The sequence below is a fragment of the Neisseria sp. HMSC061B04 genome (assembly GCF_001836705.1).
GTDB lineage: Bacteria > Pseudomonadota > Gammaproteobacteria > Burkholderiales > Neisseriaceae > Neisseria.
In genome coordinates this window covers 56,566-74,469 of record NZ_KV830180.1, presented here as the reverse complement: position 1 = coordinate 74,469, position 17,904 = coordinate 56,566, and the positions used below count along the sequence as shown (strand labels likewise).

Annotated in this window: 21 protein-coding genes and 2 tRNA genes; 19 read left to right on the top strand and 4 right to left on the bottom strand. The window is 49.6% G+C overall.

All coding sequences use genetic code 11. From position 1 onward, the window contains the following. The first annotated feature begins 109 nt into the window (after positions 1–109). Both lepA and lepB read left to right on the top strand, forming a co-directional pair. Positions 110–1,903 (top strand): translation elongation factor 4, encoded by a 1,794-nt coding sequence (lepA, locus tag HMPREF2661_RS03170; RefSeq protein WP_036490455.1) that lies wholly within the window; start codon positions 110–112, stop codon positions 1,901–1,903. After that, positions 1,903–2,922: a signal peptidase I gene (gene lepB, locus HMPREF2661_RS03165; protein ID WP_070822326.1), complete on the top strand. Its 1,020-nt coding sequence runs from the start codon at positions 1,903–1,905 to the stop codon at positions 2,920–2,922. Before lepA ends, lepB begins: the two co-directional genes overlap by 1 nt. 54 nt (positions 2,923–2,976) lie before the next feature. On the opposite strand, the gene HMPREF2661_RS03160 is transcribed toward lepB, so the two are convergent. Further along, a complete protein-coding gene (locus HMPREF2661_RS03160; protein WP_070822325.1) occupies positions 2,977–3,855 on the bottom strand; it encodes a DMT family transporter in 879 nt (292 codons plus the stop codon). Between the two features lie 237 nt (positions 3,856–4,092). Here HMPREF2661_RS03160 and HMPREF2661_RS03155 point away from each other — a divergent pair, with 237 nt between their 5' ends. The 12 genes from HMPREF2661_RS03155 to greB all read left to right on the top strand — a co-directional run bounded on the left by HMPREF2661_RS03155 (position 4,093) and on the right by greB (position 13,300). Further along, positions 4,093–4,632, top strand: a complete 540-nt coding sequence (locus tag HMPREF2661_RS03155) for a gamma carbonic anhydrase family protein (protein WP_049322909.1) — start codon at positions 4,093–4,095, stop codon at positions 4,630–4,632. A gap of 14 nt (positions 4,633–4,646) precedes the next feature. Beyond that, a complete protein-coding gene (locus HMPREF2661_RS03150; protein WP_070822324.1) occupies positions 4,647–5,246 on the top strand; it encodes a Maf family protein in 600 nt (199 codons plus the stop codon). Between the two features lie 88 nt (positions 5,247–5,334). Further along, entirely contained in the window at positions 5,335–6,114 is a 780-nt protein-coding gene (gene rsmA / locus HMPREF2661_RS03145; RefSeq protein WP_070822323.1) for a 16S rRNA (adenine(1518)-N(6)/adenine(1519)-N(6))-dimethyltransferase RsmA, read from the top strand. A gap of 7 nt (positions 6,115–6,121) precedes the next feature. Beyond that, on the top strand, positions 6,122–6,445 hold the full coding sequence (locus HMPREF2661_RS03140) for a hypothetical protein (RefSeq protein WP_070822322.1): 324 nt from the start codon (positions 6,122–6,124) through the stop codon (positions 6,443–6,445). Continuing rightward, positions 6,445–7,173, top strand: coding sequence for an amino acid ABC transporter ATP-binding protein (locus tag HMPREF2661_RS03135; protein WP_003747231.1), 729 nt, complete (start codon positions 6,445–6,447; stop codon positions 7,171–7,173). The genes HMPREF2661_RS03140 and HMPREF2661_RS03135 overlap by 1 nt, the downstream gene beginning before the upstream one ends. A gap of 63 nt (positions 7,174–7,236) precedes the next feature. Then, a complete protein-coding gene (locus HMPREF2661_RS03130; protein ID WP_049322913.1) occupies positions 7,237–7,596 on the top strand; it encodes a hypothetical protein in 360 nt (119 codons plus the stop codon). A gap of 4 nt (positions 7,597–7,600) precedes the next feature. After that, positions 7,601–8,053 (top strand): protein YgfX, encoded by a 453-nt coding sequence (locus HMPREF2661_RS03125; RefSeq protein ID WP_070822321.1) that lies wholly within the window; start codon positions 7,601–7,603, stop codon positions 8,051–8,053. Positions 8,054–8,091: 38 nt separating this feature from the next. Continuing rightward, a complete protein-coding gene (gene folC / locus HMPREF2661_RS03120) occupies positions 8,092–9,375 on the top strand; it encodes a bifunctional tetrahydrofolate synthase/dihydrofolate synthase (RefSeq protein ID WP_070822320.1) in 1,284 nt (427 codons plus the stop codon). Between the two features lie 13 nt (positions 9,376–9,388). Then, entirely contained in the window at positions 9,389–10,534 is a 1,146-nt protein-coding gene (ftsN, locus tag HMPREF2661_RS03115; RefSeq protein ID WP_070822319.1) for a cell division protein FtsN, read from the top strand. Further along, complete coding sequence (locus HMPREF2661_RS03110) at positions 10,527–11,030, top strand: CvpA family protein (protein ID WP_070822318.1); 504 nt, start codon at positions 10,527–10,529, stop codon at positions 11,028–11,030. Before ftsN ends, HMPREF2661_RS03110 begins: the two co-directional genes overlap by 8 nt. 153 nt (positions 11,031–11,183) lie before the next feature. Continuing rightward, positions 11,184–12,734 (top strand): amidophosphoribosyltransferase, encoded by a 1,551-nt coding sequence (purF, locus tag HMPREF2661_RS03105; protein WP_070822317.1) that lies wholly within the window; start codon positions 11,184–11,186, stop codon positions 12,732–12,734. Between the two features lie 74 nt (positions 12,735–12,808). Next, a complete protein-coding gene (gene greB / locus HMPREF2661_RS03100; RefSeq protein ID WP_049322920.1) occupies positions 12,809–13,300 on the top strand; it encodes a transcription elongation factor GreB in 492 nt (163 codons plus the stop codon). 87 nt (positions 13,301–13,387) lie between these two features. Here the strand turns inward: greB and plsY are convergent, their stop codons facing one another. After that, positions 13,388–13,999 (bottom strand): glycerol-3-phosphate 1-O-acyltransferase PlsY, encoded by a 612-nt coding sequence (plsY, locus tag HMPREF2661_RS03095; RefSeq protein WP_049322922.1) that lies wholly within the window; start codon positions 13,997–13,999, stop codon positions 13,388–13,390. Positions 14,000–14,056: 57 nt separating this feature from the next. On the opposite strand from plsY, the gene folB reads away from it, so the two are divergent. Together folB and HMPREF2661_RS03085 are read left to right on the top strand one after the other, a co-directional pair. Then, entirely contained in the window at positions 14,057–14,407 is a 351-nt protein-coding gene (folB, locus tag HMPREF2661_RS03090) for a dihydroneopterin aldolase (RefSeq protein WP_049322923.1), read from the top strand. Between the two features lie 74 nt (positions 14,408–14,481). Next, positions 14,482–15,018 (top strand): NUDIX hydrolase, encoded by a 537-nt coding sequence (locus HMPREF2661_RS03085; protein WP_036490481.1) that lies wholly within the window; start codon positions 14,482–14,484, stop codon positions 15,016–15,018. A 70-nt stretch (positions 15,019–15,088) separates the two neighbouring features. Here the strand turns inward: HMPREF2661_RS03085 and HMPREF2661_RS03080 are convergent, their stop codons facing one another. Both HMPREF2661_RS03080 and HMPREF2661_RS03075 read right to left on the bottom strand, forming a co-directional pair. Continuing rightward, positions 15,089–15,727 carry an alpha/beta hydrolase gene (locus tag HMPREF2661_RS03080; RefSeq protein ID WP_049322924.1) on the bottom strand — a complete coding sequence of 213 codons (639 nt, stop codon included), beginning with the start codon at positions 15,725–15,727 and terminating at the stop codon, positions 15,089–15,091. 41 nt (positions 15,728–15,768) lie between these two features. Further along, the gene (locus tag HMPREF2661_RS03075) at positions 15,769–16,563 is read right to left on the bottom strand and encodes a polyamine aminopropyltransferase (protein ID WP_039862255.1); all 795 of its coding nucleotides are present in this window, start codon (positions 16,561–16,563) and stop codon (positions 15,769–15,771) included. Between the two features lie 216 nt (positions 16,564–16,779). On the opposite strand from HMPREF2661_RS03075, the gene HMPREF2661_RS03070 reads away from it, so the two are divergent. The 3 genes from HMPREF2661_RS03070 to panB all read left to right on the top strand — a co-directional run bounded on the left by HMPREF2661_RS03070 (position 16,780) and on the right by panB (position 17,886). Beyond that, positions 16,780–16,855 (top strand) — tRNA-Thr (locus tag HMPREF2661_RS03070). 36 nt (positions 16,856–16,891) lie between these two features. Further along, positions 16,892–16,967, top strand: a tRNA-Thr gene (locus tag HMPREF2661_RS03065). A 127-nt stretch (positions 16,968–17,094) separates the two neighbouring features. Continuing rightward, complete coding sequence (gene panB, locus HMPREF2661_RS03060) at positions 17,095–17,886, top strand: 3-methyl-2-oxobutanoate hydroxymethyltransferase (RefSeq protein ID WP_004521070.1); 792 nt, start codon at positions 17,095–17,097, stop codon at positions 17,884–17,886. The last annotated feature ends 18 nt before the right edge of the window (positions 17,887–17,904 follow it).

Here is a 17,904-nt window from a genome sequence, read left to right as displayed (position 1 = left end):
CCGTTAGAATACGGAACGATTCAACCTTATTCTAAGGCCGTCTGAAAACCGAATCCCTGTTTTTTCAGACGGCCTTTCAGCCTTTAATTGCATTTATCTTAATAACAATATGAAAAACATACGGAATTTCTCCATCATTGCCCACATCGACCACGGCAAATCGACGCTTGCCGACCGTTTTATCCAATACTGCGGCGGCTTGGATTTGCGCGAAATGAGTACGCAGGTGCTCGACTCCATGGACATCGAAAAAGAGCGCGGCATCACCATTAAAGCGCAAACCGCCGCGCTCAACTATAAAGCACGCGACGGGCAGGTGTATCAGCTTAACCTGATTGATACTCCGGGACACGTCGACTTTTCTTACGAAGTCTCCCGTTCGCTGTCGGCTTGTGAAGGTGCGCTTTTGGTCGTGGACGCGTCTCAAGGCGTGGAAGCGCAAACTGTGGCGAACTGCTATACCGCGATTGATTTGGGCGTGGAAGTCGTGCCCGTTTTGAACAAAATCGACCTGCCCGCCGCCGACCCCGAACGCGTGGAACAGGAAATCGAAGACATTATCGGCATTGATGCGGTCGGCGCGGTGCAATGTTCTGCCAAAAGCGGCATCGGCGTGGAAGACGTTTTGGAAGAAATCGTTGCCAAAATTCCTGCGCCGACCGGCGATGAAAACGCGCCGTTGCAAGCAGTTATCGTCGATTCGTGGTTTGACAACTACGTCGGCGTAGTTATGCTGATTCGTGTGAAAAACGGCACCATCAAGCTGAAAGACAAAGTGCGCTTTATGAGCACCAAGGCGGAAACGCAGGTTGAGCAGCTGGGCGTATTCACACCTAAATCGGTTCAAAAACAAGAACTCAAAGCCGGCGAAGTGGGCTTTTTGATTACCGGCGTGAAAGAATTGGGACAGGCAAAAGTCGGCGATACGGTTACTTTGGTTGCCAACCCCGCTTCTGAGCCGCTGCCCGGCTTCCAAGAAGTACAAAGCCAAGTATTCGCGGGACTCTACCCCGTGGAAAGCCACGACTACGAAGCTTTGCGCGACGCTTTGGAAAAATTGCAGCTTAACGATGCTTCGTTGAAATTCGAACCTGAAGTTTCTCAGGCATTGGGCTTCGGCTTCCGCTGCGGCTTCTTGGGTCTGCTGCACTTGGAAATCGTGCAGGAACGCTTGGAACGCGAGTTCGACATGGATTTGATTACCACCGCGCCGACGGTGGTTTACGAAGTCGTGTTGAAGAGCGGAGAAAAAATCGAAGTCGAAAACCCGTCCAAACTGCCCGACATCGGCAGCATCGAAACCATTCTCGAGCCGATTATCACCGCAACCATCCTCGTGCCGCAGGAATACGTCGGCAACGTCATGACTTTGTGTAACCAAAAGCGCGGCGTGCAGGTCAATATGCAGTACATGGGCCGTCAAGTCATGCTGACTTACGACTTGCCTATGAATGAAGTTGTGATGGACTTTTTCGACAAACTCAAATCCACTTCTCGCGGCTATGCCTCGTTGGACTACCATTTCAAAGAATTCCAACCGTCTGATTTGATTAAGCTCGACATCATGGTCAACGGCGAAAAAGTCGATGCCTTGAGCCTGATTGTGCACCGTCAAAGCGCGGTTCACCGAGGCCGCGAGCTGGCAGCGAAAATGCGCGAGCTGATTCCGCGCCAAATGTTCGACATCGCCGTCCAAGCCGCCATCGGCAGCCAGATTATCGCCCGCGAAAACGTCAAAGCACTGCGTAAAAACGTCTTGGCGAAATGTTACGGCGGCGATATTACCCGTAAGAAAAAACTTCTCGAAAAACAAAAAGCAGGCAAACGCCGCATGAAACAAGTGGGCAACGTGGAAATCCCGCAAAGCGCATTCTTGGCGATTCTGCAAGTGAGTGATAAATAATGAGTATAAATCTGACTTTAGGCGCAATCGTTGTGCTGCTGGCCGGTTTGGTTCTTAACTTCAAAAGCAGCAAAGAGCGTCAGGAAAACGGCGAATGGAGCTCCGGCCTGCAATGGAGTTACCTCCTGTGCATGGTTGGTGTATTCGGCATTTTGTCCGAATTTATGAGCTTTACCGCCGTATTGCTGGTGTTTGTCGTGTTTACCGGCATTGTTTGGGCAATCCATAAAGGCCGTCTGAAAAAAAGCGAGACCGGCGAAGACAGTGCGCATTTTACCGACTATATGGGCGGCTTTTTTCCCATCATCTTGGTTATCTTTGTATTGCGCAGCTTTATTGCCGAGCCGTTTCAAATTCCGTCCAGCTCCATGCGTCCGGGCTTGGTCAAAGGCGATTTTATCTTGGTAAACAAATTCTCTTACGGTATCCGCCTGCCGATTTTGAATAAGGTCATTATCCCTGTCGGCAATATTGCCCGAGGCGATGTCGTGGTGTTCAATTACCCGCTTCAGCCAGAGATGAATTACATCAAACGTATCGTCGGTATTCCGGGCGATGTTGTGGAATACCGTGATAAGGTTTTGACTGTTAACGGTGAAATTATTCCCGAAAAACCAAATGGTAATTATCAATACGCAGATGATACCGATCCGTCTATGATTCATACGCTTGAGCGTTTTCAGACGGCCTTGAACGGCAAAAACTTTGATGTGGTCAAAGAAGCCGGTCAACCTTCCGTATCTATTGCCGTATTGAACAAATACACCTCCGAAGTGATGCCTGAAAGCAATTACTCACTTGAAACAAGCGGTTTGGAAAATTGCGAATACGCAGAAGACGGCAATGGCTTTATCTGTAAAGTCCCAGAAGGCCGTTATTTCGCGATGGGCGACAACCGCGACAACAGCGCCGACTCCCGTTATTGGGGATTTGTCGATGACAAGTTGATCGTCGGTAAAGCCTTCTTTGTTTGGATGAACTTTGGCGAACTCAGCCGTATCGGTACCAGCATCCAATAAGCAATAAACAGATTAAAAGGCCGTCTGAAATTTTTCAGACGGCCTTTTTTGTATCTATTTTTTGTCTTTTAACGAACCCAAATAAATCGCCAATAAAGTCAAAGTGGCGCCGCTCCATTGGATGACATTAATCGGTTTATCCAACCAAAAATAATCGATCAACATGGCGGCGACTGGTTCGGAGAGAAGCAAGAGGCCGGTCAGTGACAAGGATAAAAGCGGGATAGCATAAGCAATCAATGCCCAAGCGAAGCATTGCATAACGATGCCGTAGATGGAGACTAGAATCACATCGTTTAAAGTTTTGGGGTATAGATGGGCATTATCGAATAGCAGCGATGGGATGACCAAAGCTATTGCACCGCCGAAGCTTAAAATCATCATCAGCGGAAACAAACCGACTTTTTCCTGCTCATGGGTTTTGCGTACGAAAACCATAGACAGCGCCAGCATGGCGCCGGACACTACGCCGCTGACAAATCCCCATGCGGCGTTGTCGTTATGACCGAACTCCGGGCTGCCGATTAAGGCTACGCCTATGGTGGCTAATATCAAACTTAAAATTTGTAAGGTACTTAGGCGTTCCGAATAAAAGAAGAAGCCGATGGCGGCTAAAAAGAAAATCTGCAGGCTGTTGAGCAAGGTGGAAATGCCGGGGCCTACGGCGTGAATGCTTTCGTGCCAAAGGGCGAGGTCGAATGCGAGGAAAACGCCGGATAAGAGTGCGTAGCCAACCGTTTTTCTTTTCGTGGGCATTTTTTGCCTGAAAAAACGCCCGAGCAGGAAGAATATGGGAGCGGCAATCAGCAAACGCCAGAATGCGATGGCATAAGAGCCGACATCGACAAATTTGACGATCAAGCTGCCCAAGCCGAAGACGACGCAGCCGACGACCAATAGGGGCGCTGCATAATTTCCCGAACGTGTCTCCATCAGCTTCTCCATCAATCAAATGAAGACGATTATTCCATAAAAGATAGATGAGGCGCTAATGATAAATAGTGGTAAGCCAAGATAAAGGGTTTATGATGAAAGGCCGTCTGAAAACTATTTCAGACGGCCTTTTGATGATTTTCTGGCTTGATTTAGTATTGTTGTAGTATAAAATCGTTTTACGCCGTGTTTTCAGACGGCCTGATCAGTTTTGGTTTTGAGAAAAGGATATTGGAAATGGCAAACCCTATTCGTGCGTTTTTGGATTATGTGCCGTCGGTTGATGAGTCTTGTTTTATAGATGAGACTTCGGTTGTGATTGGCGAAGTGTCGCTGGCGGAAGATGTATCCGTTTGGCCTTATGCCGTATTACGCGGCGATGTGAACAGCATTTCTATCGGCAAGCGCAGCAATGTGCAGGACGGCAGCGTTTTGCATGTGTCGCATAAGAATGCGGCAAAGCCTGACGGTTCGCCTTTGATTATCGGCGATGATGTGACGATTGGGCATAAGGTCATGCTGCATGGCTGCCGAATTGGGAATCGTGTGTTGGTGGGCATGGGATCGATTATTTTGGACGATACGGTTGTCGAAGATGATGTGATGATAGGCGCGGGCAGTTTGGTGCCGCCGCGCAAGCGTTTGGAAAGCGGTTTTTTATACGTCGGCTCGCCTGTGAGACAAGTGCGTCCGCTGACGGATGAGGAAAAGGCATTTTTGACGTATTCGTCTGCGCATTATGTCCGCCTGTCCGGTCAGCATAAAATTTCAAAATAAGGAAAACCAATCCAATGAACGCAATTTATCTGGCTTCGGGCAGTCCGCGCCGCCGTGAGATTTTGGAGAATTTGGGTTTCACGGTACACCGCCTCCCAGCGGATATTGATGAAACCCCAAAAGAAGGCGAAGCTGCGGTAGAGTATGTGCGCCGTATGGCCTGCGAGAAAAATCAGGCGGCGGTGGCGCAATGGTTTGCTGCTCATGATCAAGAGCCTGAGTTTGCTGTATTGACGGCGGATACGACGGTGGCGGATGGTGCGGCTATTTTGGGTAAACCGGAGTCCGAGGCGGATGCGGTCGATATGCTGGAACGCTTGTCCGGACGGACGCATCAAGTGCTGACGGCTGTATGCGTTTACTGGCAAGGCGTGCGCCATGATGTGGTGCAGACGAGCGAAGTGCGCTTTAAGACGTTGACGGCTGAGGAAGTTGCAGCCTATGTTGCCAGCGGCGAGCCGATGGATAAAGCCGGTGCGTATGGGATTCAGGGCTTGGGTGGCGTATTTGTCGAGCATTTGCAGGGCAGTTTTACGGGCGTGATGGGTTTGCCGGTTTATGAGACCGCGCAACTACTGAAATCTTTGGGTTTGGAAGCGCCACCGTTTGCTTAAAATTAGGCAAATGCCGTATGAAAGCGTGCCGACAAAAACGCCTGTTTCAGTTACAATACTGCCTTAAACAGCTTGCTTGAAGAAAGATATGAAAGAACATAAGGCCCGGAAACGCTTCGGGCAGAATTTTTTGCAGGATACGCGGATTATTAACGATATTGTCAACGCGGTCAGACCGCAGCCCGATGATATCGTGATTGAAATCGGCCCGGGCTTGGCCGCCATTACCGAGCCTTTGGCGAGAAAACTCAACTGCCTGCATGTTTGCGAAATTGACCGTGATATCGTACGCCGTCTGAAAACCTTGCCGTTTGCAGATAAATTGGTAATACACGAAGGAGATGTATTGCAGTTTGATTTCAACAGCATTGAAGGCAAGAAAAAAATTGTCGGCAACCTGCCGTACAATATTTCCACGCCGCTTTTGTTCCGATTGAGCGGAGTGGCCGACGATGTGATCGATATGCACTTTATGCTGCAAAAAGAAGTGGTCGAACGCATGGTGGCGCAGCCGAAAACCAACGACTATGGTCGTCTGGGTGTCATGCTGCAATATTTCTTTGATATGGAAATGTTGATTGAAGTACCACCCGAGTCCTTTGATCCTGCGCCGAAAGTGGATTCGGCCGTGGTACGTATGATTCCGGTGAAACACCGTATCGGTAAAGCAGAAGATTTTGAACACTTCGCCAAACTGGTAAAACTGGCTTTCCATCAACGACGCAAAACCATACGCAATAATTTGAAGGAACTTGCCGGCGATGATGATTTGCAGGCAGTCGGCATCAATCCGCAGGACAGGGCAGAACACATTGCCGCTGAGAAATATGTGGAATTGAGCAATTATCTGGTTCAAAAGGCCGTCTGAAACAGTGATGGCAATTTTTAAGCAACCTCCTATTCAATGGGGGTTTCTAGGTGATTCATATTTGTGGCGCGAGTTGGCGCAGTATTTTTCCGGTAAGGATATGCCGACTGAGCGACATCGTTTTGAAGCAGCAATTATCGGCGCAGTTTGGGTATTGACCGGGCATCGTCTCGATAGGGAAGAGCAATTTAAAGTCAATCGGTACAATCAAGGCGGAATCTCCGGCGGCATAGTCAGTTGCCGCTTTTGGCTGGAAACGGCTATTCCTTTGCTTTGGCAGCGGCAAGCGCAACTCAAGCCCCGGAAATTTTGGCAGTTTGGAAAGAAATAATGATTAAATTCAAAAATGTACACAAACATTTTAAAGATTTGCACGTTATCAACGGCGTGAATCTGGAAGTCAAACAAGGCGAAGTGGTCGTTGTATGCGGCCCTTCGGGCAGTGGCAAATCGACGCTGATTCGTACGGTAAACCAACTCGAGCGCATTGAAAGCGGTGAGATTTGGGTGGACGGCATCAATGTTGCCGATCCGAAAACCGATTTGAACAAAGTGCGCGAAGAAGTGGGCTTTGTGTTCCAAGGGTTCAATCTGTATCCGCATTTGACTGTCTTGGAAAATATTATTCTTTCTCCGATGAAAGTGAAAAACCAAAGCCGTGAAGAGGCGGAAAAGAAAGCAATGGAGCTTTTGGAGCGTGTCGGCTTGGCACATAAAAAAGACGCGCTGCCCGGCCAGCTTTCCGGTGGTCAGCAGCAGCGTGTGGCGATTGCACGCGGTTTGGCGATGGAGCCACGCGTGATGTTGTTTGACGAGCCGACTTCCGCGCTTGACCCTGAAATGGTCGGCGAAGTATTAAAAGTGATGAAAGACTTGGCGGAAAGCGGCATGACCATGATGTGCGTGACCCATGAGATGGGTTTTGCGCGCGAAGTCGCCGACCGTGTAATTTTTGTCGATAAAGGCCAGATTCTGGAAGATGAAACGCCGGAAGAGTTTTTTACCAATCCGAAACACGAGCGTGCCAAACAGTTCCTGCAACAGGTGATGACACATTAAACTTAGGCTGTCTGAAATTTCAGACGGCATGATCGGTTTGAATGATTTTGAAAGTTGAACATTATGTATTTTGTTGACCGTACTGCTGTCGTGCTGAAGCCGACCGCCCGTTTTTTGGAATGGTTGAAATCCTCCGATGAGAATATGCCCGATTTGACCATCGAGCAACTGCGTACCAACTGCTCCGTATTCCTGGTGCCGCAATTTGACGAACCCGAATCCGTTATTTCCTATTTTGACGAACGCTACCAGCAGATTTTTGAAGCCGAATTGGCCGGCTGGGACATCGATAAAAGCAAATGGCCGCAAGACATGAGCCTGAAGGCTTTTTGGGAATTTTTCGATACCGAAATCCACGATATGGTTTTGGATATGGAAGAGGCGGAATTGAACATTACGCCTGTTTTCGACAATATGATGTAAAGCCGTGCGAAGTTTCCAGACAGCCTTAAAGCCCTCGCGTTCTTTGAAAATTCTGATTGTCTTCTTACACCTTTCGGCGTTGGCCTTATGCCTTGCCGAGTTTTACGGCTGGATGATGTGGCTGGGTTTGGCGGCGTTGGCCGGCAGTTTTGCCTATGCTTGGCGCAGCGTTAATTTTCACACTCAAAATGCGGTCAGAAAAATCATCATCGACCGCCAATACCGTGCGACGGTTTACTTGAATGACGAGGAAGAGGGAAGAAGCGCGGTTTTGCAAGACAGCAGTATGTTGACGGTTTACGCTTTGTTTTTGCAATGGAATGTTGACGGGAAAATGGTCAAACACTGCATCTTGCCCGATATGGCCGACCGCGATGCCTACCGCCGTCTGAAAGTATGGGCGTGCTGGTGTCGGGAAAAAGAAGACAAAGCAGAACTTGCGGCAGATATGGATTAAACGGCTGTGTCAGACGGCCTTTTGAAGCGATCAATACAATGAAAACATTACAAGACTGGCTTTCTCATTTGGAGACTGCCCATAGTTCCGGCCTGATCGATATGGGTTTGGAACGCGTGGGAGAAGTGAAAAAACGCATGAATTTGGTGCCGCAGTGTCCTGTCATCGTGGTGGCGGGTACCAATGGCAAAGGCTCCGTATGCGCTTATTTGTCGCATATTTATAAAGAAGCCGGTTTCAAAGTCGGTACGCTGACCAGTCCGCACCTTCTGCGTTACAACGAACGAATCGCCATCAACACTCAGCCGGTTTCAGACGACCTGATTGTTTCCTCATTTGAGCGTATCGAAGCGGCACGTGGTGAAATTTCGCTGACGTATTTTGAGTTTAATGCTTTGGCCGCCGTCGATATTTTCATGTGTGAAAATGTGGACGTAATGATTTTGGAAGTCGGTTTGGGCGGACGATTGGATGCCGTGAATGTATTCGACGGCGACTGTTCGGTCGTTACCAGCGTGGATTTGGACCATCAGGCATTTTTGGGCGATACCGTCGAGCAGGTCGGTTTTGAAAAAGCCGGAGTGTTCCGTAGCGGCAAACCGGCCGTGTGCGGCCAGAATCCCGCGCCTGAATCATTGGTCAAACACGCAAAAGAAATTGGCGCAAAACTGTTGATGGTTCAGCGAGATTTTGATTTTGCGTCAATGGAAAGCGTGCAGTGGAACTACCGCTTCCATCCGCAATCTTCAGACGGCCAAAGCCGTAACCGCAATTCTTTGCCATTTCCTGCTTTGCGCGGTGCCTATCAGTTGTCCAATGCCGCGTGCGCACTGACTGTGTTGGAATGTTTGAACGAACAATTGCCGGTTGATATCGGCGCGATTAAACGCGGTTTGCTGTTGGTTGAGAATCCTGGACGTTTCCAAGTTTTGCCCGGCCGTCCGCTGGTGGTTTTGGATGTCGGCCACAATCCGCACGCAGCCCGTGCTTTGCGCCGCAGCCTGATTAACCTTGCCTTTGCACAAAAACGGACCGCTGTATTCAGTATGCTGTCCGACAAAGATATTGACGGCGTGCTGGAAATCGTTAAAGACCAGTTTGACGAGTGGAATATCGCGCCTTTAGATGTGCCGCGCGGCATGACGGTAGCGGCTTTGCAGGTCAAATTGGCTGAACACGGTATCGACAATGTAAATGTTTTTGAAACCGTCACCGCAGCCTACCGCGCTGCTTTGGCGAAAGCAACCGAAAATGATAGAATCGTTGTTTTCGGCTCATTCCATACTGTTGCCGATGTAATGGCTGTTTTGAAAGAACACTAACGAGGAAATTATCATGTCCGACAATAAACAAAAAGAAACTCCAAACGGATACGATTTAGACGGTTACGAACAACTCAAACGCCGCAACCGCCGCCGCTTGGTTTTGGCCTCCGGCTTGGTGGTGGCTTCAGGTATGCTGTTCGGCCTGGCGCTGACATCGGGCGACGATAAAAATTCACCGTTTAAAGAAGCCCCTGTCGGTCAGACTCAAGTCAAAACGGCGGATGAGCCCAGCAAGGCTGTTGTTTTAGAGCCGAATAAAGAGGATGTCGCGATGGCTGAAGAAGCAGCCCGCCATGCGGATGCAGAAGCGCAAAGCAAACCTCAAAATGCCGGCGATGAAGAAGATAATGCGCCGGTCGAAGTGCTGAAGCCGAGCCGTGAATCAGCTCCCGAAGATGTCGGCGAGCCGTTGGTTTTGATCAACGATACTTTGGATGACGGCAATATTAAAGGTTTGGAAGAGTCTGAGCGTATTCAACGAGCAGAAGCCGCCAAACGCGAAGCTGCCGAACGCCGAGCCGAAGAACGCCGCCAACGTCAGGCAGAACAACGTGCTGCGGCACGCAAGGCACAAGCCCAACAGGAAGCGGATGAAAAAGAAAACGCATTGGCTGCTAAAAAACGCGCACTTCAAGTGCGTGCTGAAAAAGCAGAGCGTGAAGCCGCTGCCGAGCGCAATAAATTGGCTCAATTGGAAAAGGCAGAGAAAGCCATTGCCGAGCGTAAATCTGCCAAAAACAGCAAAGACAGCGTAAAAGACAAGGCCGAACCTGCCAAGAAAGCAGAAGCCAAAGTTGAAAAAACAAAAAATGAAAAGGCTAAACCGGAAACTGCCAAAGCTGAAAAAGCAGATAAGGTAAAAACTGCCGAGAAGCCGTCTGAAAAAGCCAAACCTAAAGCTGAGAAAGAAACAGCAGAAGCCAAGCCTGCGAAAAAAGCCGCTATTCAGGCTGGTTATGCTGAAAAAGAACGCGCACAAAGCCTGCAACGTAAAATGAAAGCCGCAGGCATCGATTCGACCATTACTGAAGTCATGACCGATAAAGGTAAGGTGTATCGCGTGAAATCAGCCAGTTATAAAAATGCACGCGATGCCGAGCGTGATTTGAACAAATTGCGTGTACATGGCATTGCCGGTCAGGTAACCAGTGAGTAATTTGCCTGTCGCCGATTTGTTGGCTGCCGCCGTCATCGTCATCTGCATCATTATCTCGCTGACGCGGGGGATTATTGCCGAAGCAGGGGCGATGGTGGCGTGGGTCGTGTCGTTTATTGCAGCCAGAACGCTTGCCGTGCCGTTTGCCGATGTGGTCTTTAAATCGGTTGAGCCGCATGCTTTGGCGGTTGCCATGGGTTTTGCCACTGTGTTTTTTCTGGCGTGGCTGTTGCAAAAACTGGTACGGTCGCTGTTAAGCAGTTTGGTGTCTGCCGTTGGTCTGGGAAGCATCAACCGTTTGCTTGGCGGCGTATTCGGTGCAGTAAAAGGTGTGATTTTGGTAACACTGGCTGTGATGGTTTTTTCGCATACCGATTTACCGAAGACAGAAGAGTGGCAAAGTTCCCATACGATTCCGTATTTTGAATCGCTTGCCGATGCCGCAATGCCGTATCTGCCGGGAAAAGAAGATACGCATGAGGAAGCGGATGATTGATGTTAACGGTTTCAGACGGCCTGAAGGTCGTTTGAAACCGTTTTTTATTTGTCTGAAGGTAGCATTATATTGTCAACAATTTGGGCAAACTCCTCTAAATTATTTTATAATGACACCTTACCCATTTAACCCTAAAACTCGGAGAGTCTCGATATGTGTGGTGTATTAGGTTTGGTCAGTCATGAGCCGGTCAATCAGCTGCTGTATGACGGTCTGCAGATGCTGCAGCATCGTGGTCAGGATGCGGCAGGCATTGTGACTGCAGAGGGCAGCACGTTTCATATGCACAAAGGCAAAGGCATGGTGCGTGAAGTGTTCCGTACCCGAAACATGCGTGACTTGGTAGGTAATGCCGGCATCGCACATGTCCGCTACCCGACTGCCGGCAATGCAGGCAGCAGTGCAGAAGCCCAGCCTTTCTATGTCAGCTCTCCGTTTGGCATTGTTTTGGCACATAATGGTAATCTGACCAATACTGAAGAGCTGTATGAGAATGTGTGCAACAAACACCTGCGCCATGTTAATACCAGCTCCGATTCCGAAGTATTACTCAATGTATTCGCGCATGAATTGCGCCGCGAAGTCTCTAAAAATACAGTTCCTTACCAACTCACCATCGACAATATTTTTAACGCCGTTTCCGAAGTGCACCGTTTGGTGCGCGGCGCATACGGCGTAGTAGCCATGATTGCAGGATACGGCATGCTGGCTTTCCGGGATCCTTTCGGTATCCGTCCGTTGGTTTTGGGTTCGCAAATTGACGAATCCGGCAAAAAATCTTATGCCGTTGCCTCCGAATCTGTTGCCTTCAATGCGCTTGCCTATGATTTGGAACGCGATATCCATCCGGGCGAAGCCGTATTTATTGGTTTTGACGGCACGATTATTTCCCGTCAATGCAGCGATAAAGCCAAATTAAGCCCTTGTCTTTTCGAATATGTTTATTTTGCCCGCCCGGATTCCGTCATCGATGGCGTTTCCGTTTATCAGTCCCGTATGGATATGGGCGTATCTTTGGCAGAAAAAATCAAACGCGAGCTGCCTGTCGATGATATCGATGTCGTGATGCCGATTCCCGATACCAGCCGACCCAGCGCGATGGAGCTTGCCGTTCATCTCGAAAAACCTTATCGCGAAGGTCTGATTAAAAACCGCTACATCGGCCGTACCTTTATTATGCCCGGCCAAGCAACACGCAAAAAATCAGTACGCCAAAAACTCAGCCCTATGGAAACCGAGTTTAACGGCAAGAGCGTTTTATTGGTGGATGATTCCATCGTACGCGGTACGACCAGCCGTGAAATCGTCGAAATGGTACGTGCGGCAGGTGCACGCAAAGTCTATATCGCTTCTGCCGCTCCTGAAGTACGCTATCCGAATGTGTACGGCATCGATATGCCGACCCGTGAAGAACTGATTGCAAACGGCCGCAGCGCGGCAGAAATCGCAGCCGAAATTGGCGCGGACGGTATCGTCTTCCAAAATTTAGAAGACTTGGAAGCAGTAGTCAAAGCGCTCAATCCGAAAATCGAATCCTTTGATTCTTCATGCTTCAACGGTGTTTATCAAACCGGCGATATCGACGAAGCATACCTAAACCGCCTCTCCGCCGAAAAATCAGGTTGCGGCGGCTTGAAAGTACATCCAAGCAAAATGGAACACAGTATCAGTATCAGCGATAGCGATAGCGATGATGAAGAATAAAGTAAATTGACTTACAATAAAGGCCGTCTGAAAATTAACGTTCAGACGGCCTTTAATTATGTTTTAAACACATCATGAGTACCGAAACCAAAAATTACATCACGCCTACCGGCTGGCAGGCATTGAAAGACGAACTTTATCATCTGGTCAACAAAGAACGCCCGGAAATCGTCCAAATCGTTAACTGGGCGGCAAGCAATGGCGACCGCAGCGAAAACGGCGACTATCTTTACGGCAAACGCCGCATGCGCGAAATCGACCGCCGTATCCGCTTCCTAACCAAACGCTTGGAAGCTGCCGTCGTCGTCGATCCAGAAGCGCGCGAAGCCACGGACCAGATTTTCTTCGGCGCAACCGTTGGCTTACTGCGCGGAGACGGTCGGGAACAAACCGTCAAAATCGTCGGCGTAGATGAAATCGATACCGCTAAAAACAAAATCTCATGGATTTCCCCTTTGGCACGCAGCCTGATTAAAGCGCGCGAAGGCGACGAAGTTGTCTTGAATACGCCGGAAGGACAGGAGGTTATAGAGATTTTGTCGGTGGAGTATATTAAGATTGAATGATTATGTGTGAATAATGCGAATGAAACTATAAAAGGCCGTCTGAAAAATAGACTTCAGACGGCCTTTTATTTGAATGTATCTACGCTTTTAAGATTTACCGGCTTTATCCCCGATTTTGCTTTCTTTGCCTTGAATCAGGTTTTGAATATTGCTTTTATGGCGGTATAACACCAATGCGGCAATGAATACGGTTGCCCATGCCCAAGAGGCGTGCGGCATCATGAAGAAGGCGAAGATGGGTGCGCAGACGGTGGCGACCAGTGCGGCGAGGGAGGAAACTTTGAAACCGAACGCCATGACCAGCCAAATCAAGGCGCAGAGCAGGGCGGTTGCGGGGGAGAGGGCGAGCAAGACGCCCAATGCGGTGGCTACGCCTTTGCCGCCTTTAAAATTGAAAAATATTGGCCACATATGGCCGACCAATGCGGCAATGGCGACCAGGGCTATTGTTACATCCGACAAATCTAAAGCATTTTGCAGACAGCGCGCCAAGATGACGGCAACCAAGCCTTTTACTGCATCGCCGAGCAGAGTCAGTGCGGCTGCTTTTTTCTTACCGCTGCGCAAGACGTTGGTGGCACCGGGATTGCCGGAGCCGTAAGTGCGCGGATCGTCCATGCCGTAATATTTTGATACTATGACGGCAAAAGACAGGGAGCCGATAAGATAGGCGGCAATAATGGCGAGTACATTGAACATTTTGGGTGCTTTACTTAAAATGGGAACGGTTATTCTATCAAAAAAACGGACAGGCAAATGGATAAAATCTTTTTGTACGGCATGAAGGCCGATACTTTAATCGGCGTATATGATTGGGAACGCGAGCGTAAACAGACTTTGATTTTGGATTTGGAGATTAGTGTTCCCGAGCGTACGGGCACGAGCGACGATATCGGCGACACCATCCATTATGGCGAAGTATGTGAAGTCGTACGCCGCAACCTTGCCGAACAGGATTTTTTACTGCTGGAAACGTTGGCGGAACATATCGCCCAATTGATTTTAAATGATTTTGGTGCGGCCAAAGTGCGCGTCCGTATTGTGAAACCGGGCATCTTGCCTGATGTGGCGCAGGTTGGTATTGAGATTGAACGTGTTCGGGAGTAAGGCTTATCTATGCCGTCTGAAAAAGGATTTCAGACGGCCTTTAATATTCAATAAATTGGAAATGAGGTAAAAAAATGGATTTGAAAGAAACTAAATTAAGCAGCGAGCCAATCTACGAAGGTTCTTTTGTTACCATCAGCCGCGATCGGGTGCGCCTGCCCAACGGCAACGAAAGCCAGCGGGTTGTGATCCGCCATCCGGGTGCTGCGTGTGTGTTGGCGGAAACGGAAGACGGCAAAGTTGTTTTGGTTCGCCAATGGCGTTATGCCGCCGATCAGGCGACTTTGGAATTGCCGGCGGGTAAATTGGATATTGCAGGCGAAGATCCTGCCGAATGCGCTTTGCGTGAGTTGGCGGAAGAAACGCCATACGTTGCCGACAGTGTTAAATTGTTGTACAGCTTTTACACGGCAGTCGGTTTTTGTGATGAGAAAATGTATCTCTACCAAGCGCAAGGCGTGCGTTTGGGCAGCGAGTTGAGCAATGATGAGGATGAAATTACAGAAACCGTCCTGATGAGCAAGGAAGAGGTGCGCGCTGCATTGGCAAACGATGAAATCAAAGATGGTAAGACTTTGATTGGTTTGCAGTATTGGTTGACTCAGAATTGATATGTTAAGAGACAAACAAGGCCGTCTGAAAAAGCTTTCAGACGGCCTTGTTTTATTTTGTAGCCGGATTTTAACCTAATAAGGCTGGTGCGAACCGTGTGATCGTATCGCGTAAAACGATGAGTTTGCCGTGGAAGAAGTGGGACGAACCGGCAATGGTCACAACAGGCAGGCCTTGGGGTTCTGCCCATGTCAGGGCTTTGTTGATTTCGACGACTTCGTCTTCCGCACCATGGATCATCAATGTTTTGGTGACATCGGGAACGTCGGATGGTTCCGGGCGGTCTTTGTAGTGATGGACGGCTGCGCCCATCAGCAACAGCAAATCAGGCGTGCGTTCTTGGGCGGCAAAGGTGGAAACGTAGCCGCCGAATGAGAAGCCGGCCAGGGCGAATTGCGGTGCGTCTGGATGTTGCGCGCGGGCGTAGTCGATAACGGCAATGCAGTCTTGCGTTTCGCCGCGGCCGTAGTCGTGTTCGCCTTCGCTATTGCCTACGCCGCGCAAATTGGGCAGGTAGCAATGGAAGCCGAGTTGCGATAAGGCTTTGGCGGCGGTTTGGATGACTTTGTTGGTGTTGGTGCCGCCTTGCAGGGGATTGGGGTGGTTGATGACGGCGACGCCGCGGGCGGATTCTTGTGTGCTTGGCAGGTAGATGGTTTCCAGCAAACCGGCCGGGCCGGGGATTTGAATGATGTCGGGTTTGAGCATGAGTGTGTCCTTGTTTGTTTTTTCAGACGGCCTGAGGCGGTTTACAGATAAAAATTTTTGCCGTTGTTTTGATTGTTGGCCTTCAAATCAGCAAGCATCCGTTTGAAGTCCAAGCCGTATTTTTCGCTTAATTTTTCGGCGCGTTTTTTCAGGTTGTCAAGATTTTGTTCTTTGGGGCTGCTTTGGAACGCCATGACTGCTACGTTGCCGTGGCTTTCGGCAGGCAGCTCGAGCACGCGGCCGTCAAAGACGTTGAGCAGGCGTTCGACAAAGCGTTGATAACGCTGGTCGCCGCTCCACCAGTTGGTCACAAATACGCCGTCGGGGGAAAGGGCATTGCGGCAGTCTTGGAAGAAGGGCTCTTCCACCAAAGCATCGATAATCTGTTCGCCGTCAAAACCATCTACCAAAATCACATCGGTATTGTGGCGGAACACTTTAATATATTCCGCGCCATCCGCCTCGATAATTTCAAAATGTTCGCCTTCGTGCGGCAATTCAAACAAGCTGCGCGCCACGGCGATGACTTGCGGATTGATGTCAATGGCGGTTTGCTTGGTATCGGGCAGATAGCTGTCTATCCAACGGGCAAACGAGCCGCCGCCCAAGCCGATTTGGGTGATGTGTTTGGGCGGGGTTTCTGCAAACAGCAGCCAACCCATCATGGCGCGGCTGTACGACAACACCAGCTCGGACGGATGATCGACATTCATGGAGCTTTGAATGGTGTCGCTGCCCAAGTGCAGGGAACGGATATTGCCTTCTTCGGAAATGCCGACTTCGGGCAGATGGGATTTGGCTGGGCGCAGGCGGCGGTAAGGATGGCGGGGCGGCATGGGCAAAGACGGAAAGATGTAGAAGGCGTTATTTTAACAGAAACCATGATGTTTTGCGCTGGGGCGGTTTTCAGACGGCCTTTTTGCGTGTTGGATGGAAAGATAAGGCATGTATTTAATTTTCTTTAAAATCATTGGTTTTTATAATTTCGTGAGTAACTTTGTTTTAAAATGCTTGCCAAGATGGGAACTTGTCGGCATAATGCCGACTTCCTTGCCGGTATAGCTCAGTTGGTAGAGCACCTGACTTGTAATCAGGGGGTCCCGAGTTCGACTCTTGGTGCCGGCACCAGTTAAAGACTGATGGTGCCGCAAGGCATTTCAGTAAGCCGGTATAGCTCAGTTGGTAGAGCACCTGACTTGTAATCAGGGGGTCCCGAGTTCGACTCTTGGTGCCGGCACCAATTAAAAGCCCGATTGTGAAAGCAGTCGGGCTTTTTGCTTGTGCTTTGATATTTTAAAAGCAGACCTTATAATACCGCGTTTCCATTTATAACAAAGGGCTGCCCGTCGGGCGGAACACACAACACCATGATTACCGTAAACACTTTGCAAAAAATGAAAGCAGAGGGCGAGAAAATCGCCATGCTGACCGCTTATGAATCCAGCTTTGCCGCGCTGATGGACAATGCCGGCGTAGATGTATTGCTGGTCGGCGATTCTTTGGGCATGGCGGTGCAAGGTCGTCAGTCCACTTTGCCGGTGAGCTTGCAGGATATGTGCTACCACACTGAATGCGTGGCTCGCGGCACTCAAAATGCCATGATTGTCAGCGACTTGCCGTTTGGCGCGTATCAGCAGAGCAAAGAGCAGGCATTTGCGGCGGCGGCCGAATTGATGGCGGCCGGCGCGCATATGGTCAAACTCGAAGGCGGCGTCTGGATGGCGGAGACCACTGAATTTCTGCAAATGCGCGGCATTCCTGTTTGCGCGCACATCGGCCTGACCCCGCAATCCGTGTTTGCATTCGGCGGCTATAAAGTTCAAGGCCGCGGCGACAAGGCGGAAGCGTTGCTCAACGACGCTAAAGCACATGATGCGGCAGGTGCGGCAATCGTATTGATGGAATGCGTTCCTGCGGAATTGGCAAAAAAAGTGACTGAGACCGTTTCTTGCCCGACCATCGGTATTGGTGCAGGCGTGGATTGCGACGGTCAGGTTTTGGTGATGCACGATATGCTCGGCATTTTCCCCGGTAAAACCGCCAAATTCGTGAAGAACTTTATGCAGGGCAAAGACAGCGTTCAAGCTGCGGTCAAAGCCTATGTGGACGAAGTCAAAGCAAAAACGTTCCCTTCTGTCGAACATACGTTTGCCGGATAAAATAAACTCCAGGCCGTC

Excerpts from the sequence above, each read along its gene's own strand:
- purF (WP_070822317.1), top strand. The coding sequence starts at position 11,184 with ATGTGTGGTGTATTAGGTTTGGTCAGTCATGAGCCGGTCAATCAGCTG.
- HMPREF2661_RS03075 (WP_039862255.1), bottom strand. The coding sequence starts at position 16,563 with ATGCCGCCCCGCCATCCTTACCGCCGCCTGCGCCCAGCCAAATCCCAT.
- rsmA (WP_070822323.1), top strand. The coding sequence starts at position 5,335 with ATGAAAGAACATAAGGCCCGGAAACGCTTCGGGCAGAATTTTTTGCAG.
- folC (WP_070822320.1), top strand. The coding sequence starts at position 8,092 with ATGAAAACATTACAAGACTGGCTTTCTCATTTGGAGACTGCCCATAGT.
- HMPREF2661_RS03150 (WP_070822324.1), top strand. The coding sequence starts at position 4,647 with ATGAACGCAATTTATCTGGCTTCGGGCAGTCCGCGCCGCCGTGAGATT.
- folB (WP_049322923.1), top strand. The coding sequence starts at position 14,057 with ATGGATAAAATCTTTTTGTACGGCATGAAGGCCGATACTTTAATCGGC.
- lepA (WP_036490455.1), top strand. The coding sequence starts at position 110 with ATGAAAAACATACGGAATTTCTCCATCATTGCCCACATCGACCACGGC.
- HMPREF2661_RS03080 (WP_049322924.1), bottom strand. The coding sequence starts at position 15,727 with ATGCTCAAACCCGACATCATTCAAATCCCCGGCCCGGCCGGTTTGCTG.
- HMPREF2661_RS03140 (WP_070822322.1), top strand. The coding sequence starts at position 6,122 with ATGGCAATTTTTAAGCAACCTCCTATTCAATGGGGGTTTCTAGGTGAT.
- plsY (WP_049322922.1), bottom strand. The coding sequence starts at position 13,999 with ATGTTCAATGTACTCGCCATTATTGCCGCCTATCTTATCGGCTCCCTG.
- HMPREF2661_RS03085 (WP_036490481.1), top strand. The coding sequence starts at position 14,482 with ATGGATTTGAAAGAAACTAAATTAAGCAGCGAGCCAATCTACGAAGGT.
- greB (WP_049322920.1), top strand. The coding sequence starts at position 12,809 with ATGAGTACCGAAACCAAAAATTACATCACGCCTACCGGCTGGCAGGCA.
- panB (WP_004521070.1), top strand. The coding sequence starts at position 17,095 with ATGATTACCGTAAACACTTTGCAAAAAATGAAAGCAGAGGGCGAGAAA.
- HMPREF2661_RS03155 (WP_049322909.1), top strand. The coding sequence starts at position 4,093 with ATGGCAAACCCTATTCGTGCGTTTTTGGATTATGTGCCGTCGGTTGAT.
- ftsN (WP_070822319.1), top strand. The coding sequence starts at position 9,389 with ATGTCCGACAATAAACAAAAAGAAACTCCAAACGGATACGATTTAGAC.
- HMPREF2661_RS03160 (WP_070822325.1), bottom strand. The coding sequence starts at position 3,855 with ATGGAGACACGTTCGGGAAATTATGCAGCGCCCCTATTGGTCGTCGGC.
- HMPREF2661_RS03130 (WP_049322913.1), top strand. The coding sequence starts at position 7,237 with ATGTATTTTGTTGACCGTACTGCTGTCGTGCTGAAGCCGACCGCCCGT.
- HMPREF2661_RS03135 (WP_003747231.1), top strand. The coding sequence starts at position 6,445 with ATGATTAAATTCAAAAATGTACACAAACATTTTAAAGATTTGCACGTT.
- lepB (WP_070822326.1), top strand. The coding sequence starts at position 1,903 with ATGAGTATAAATCTGACTTTAGGCGCAATCGTTGTGCTGCTGGCCGGT.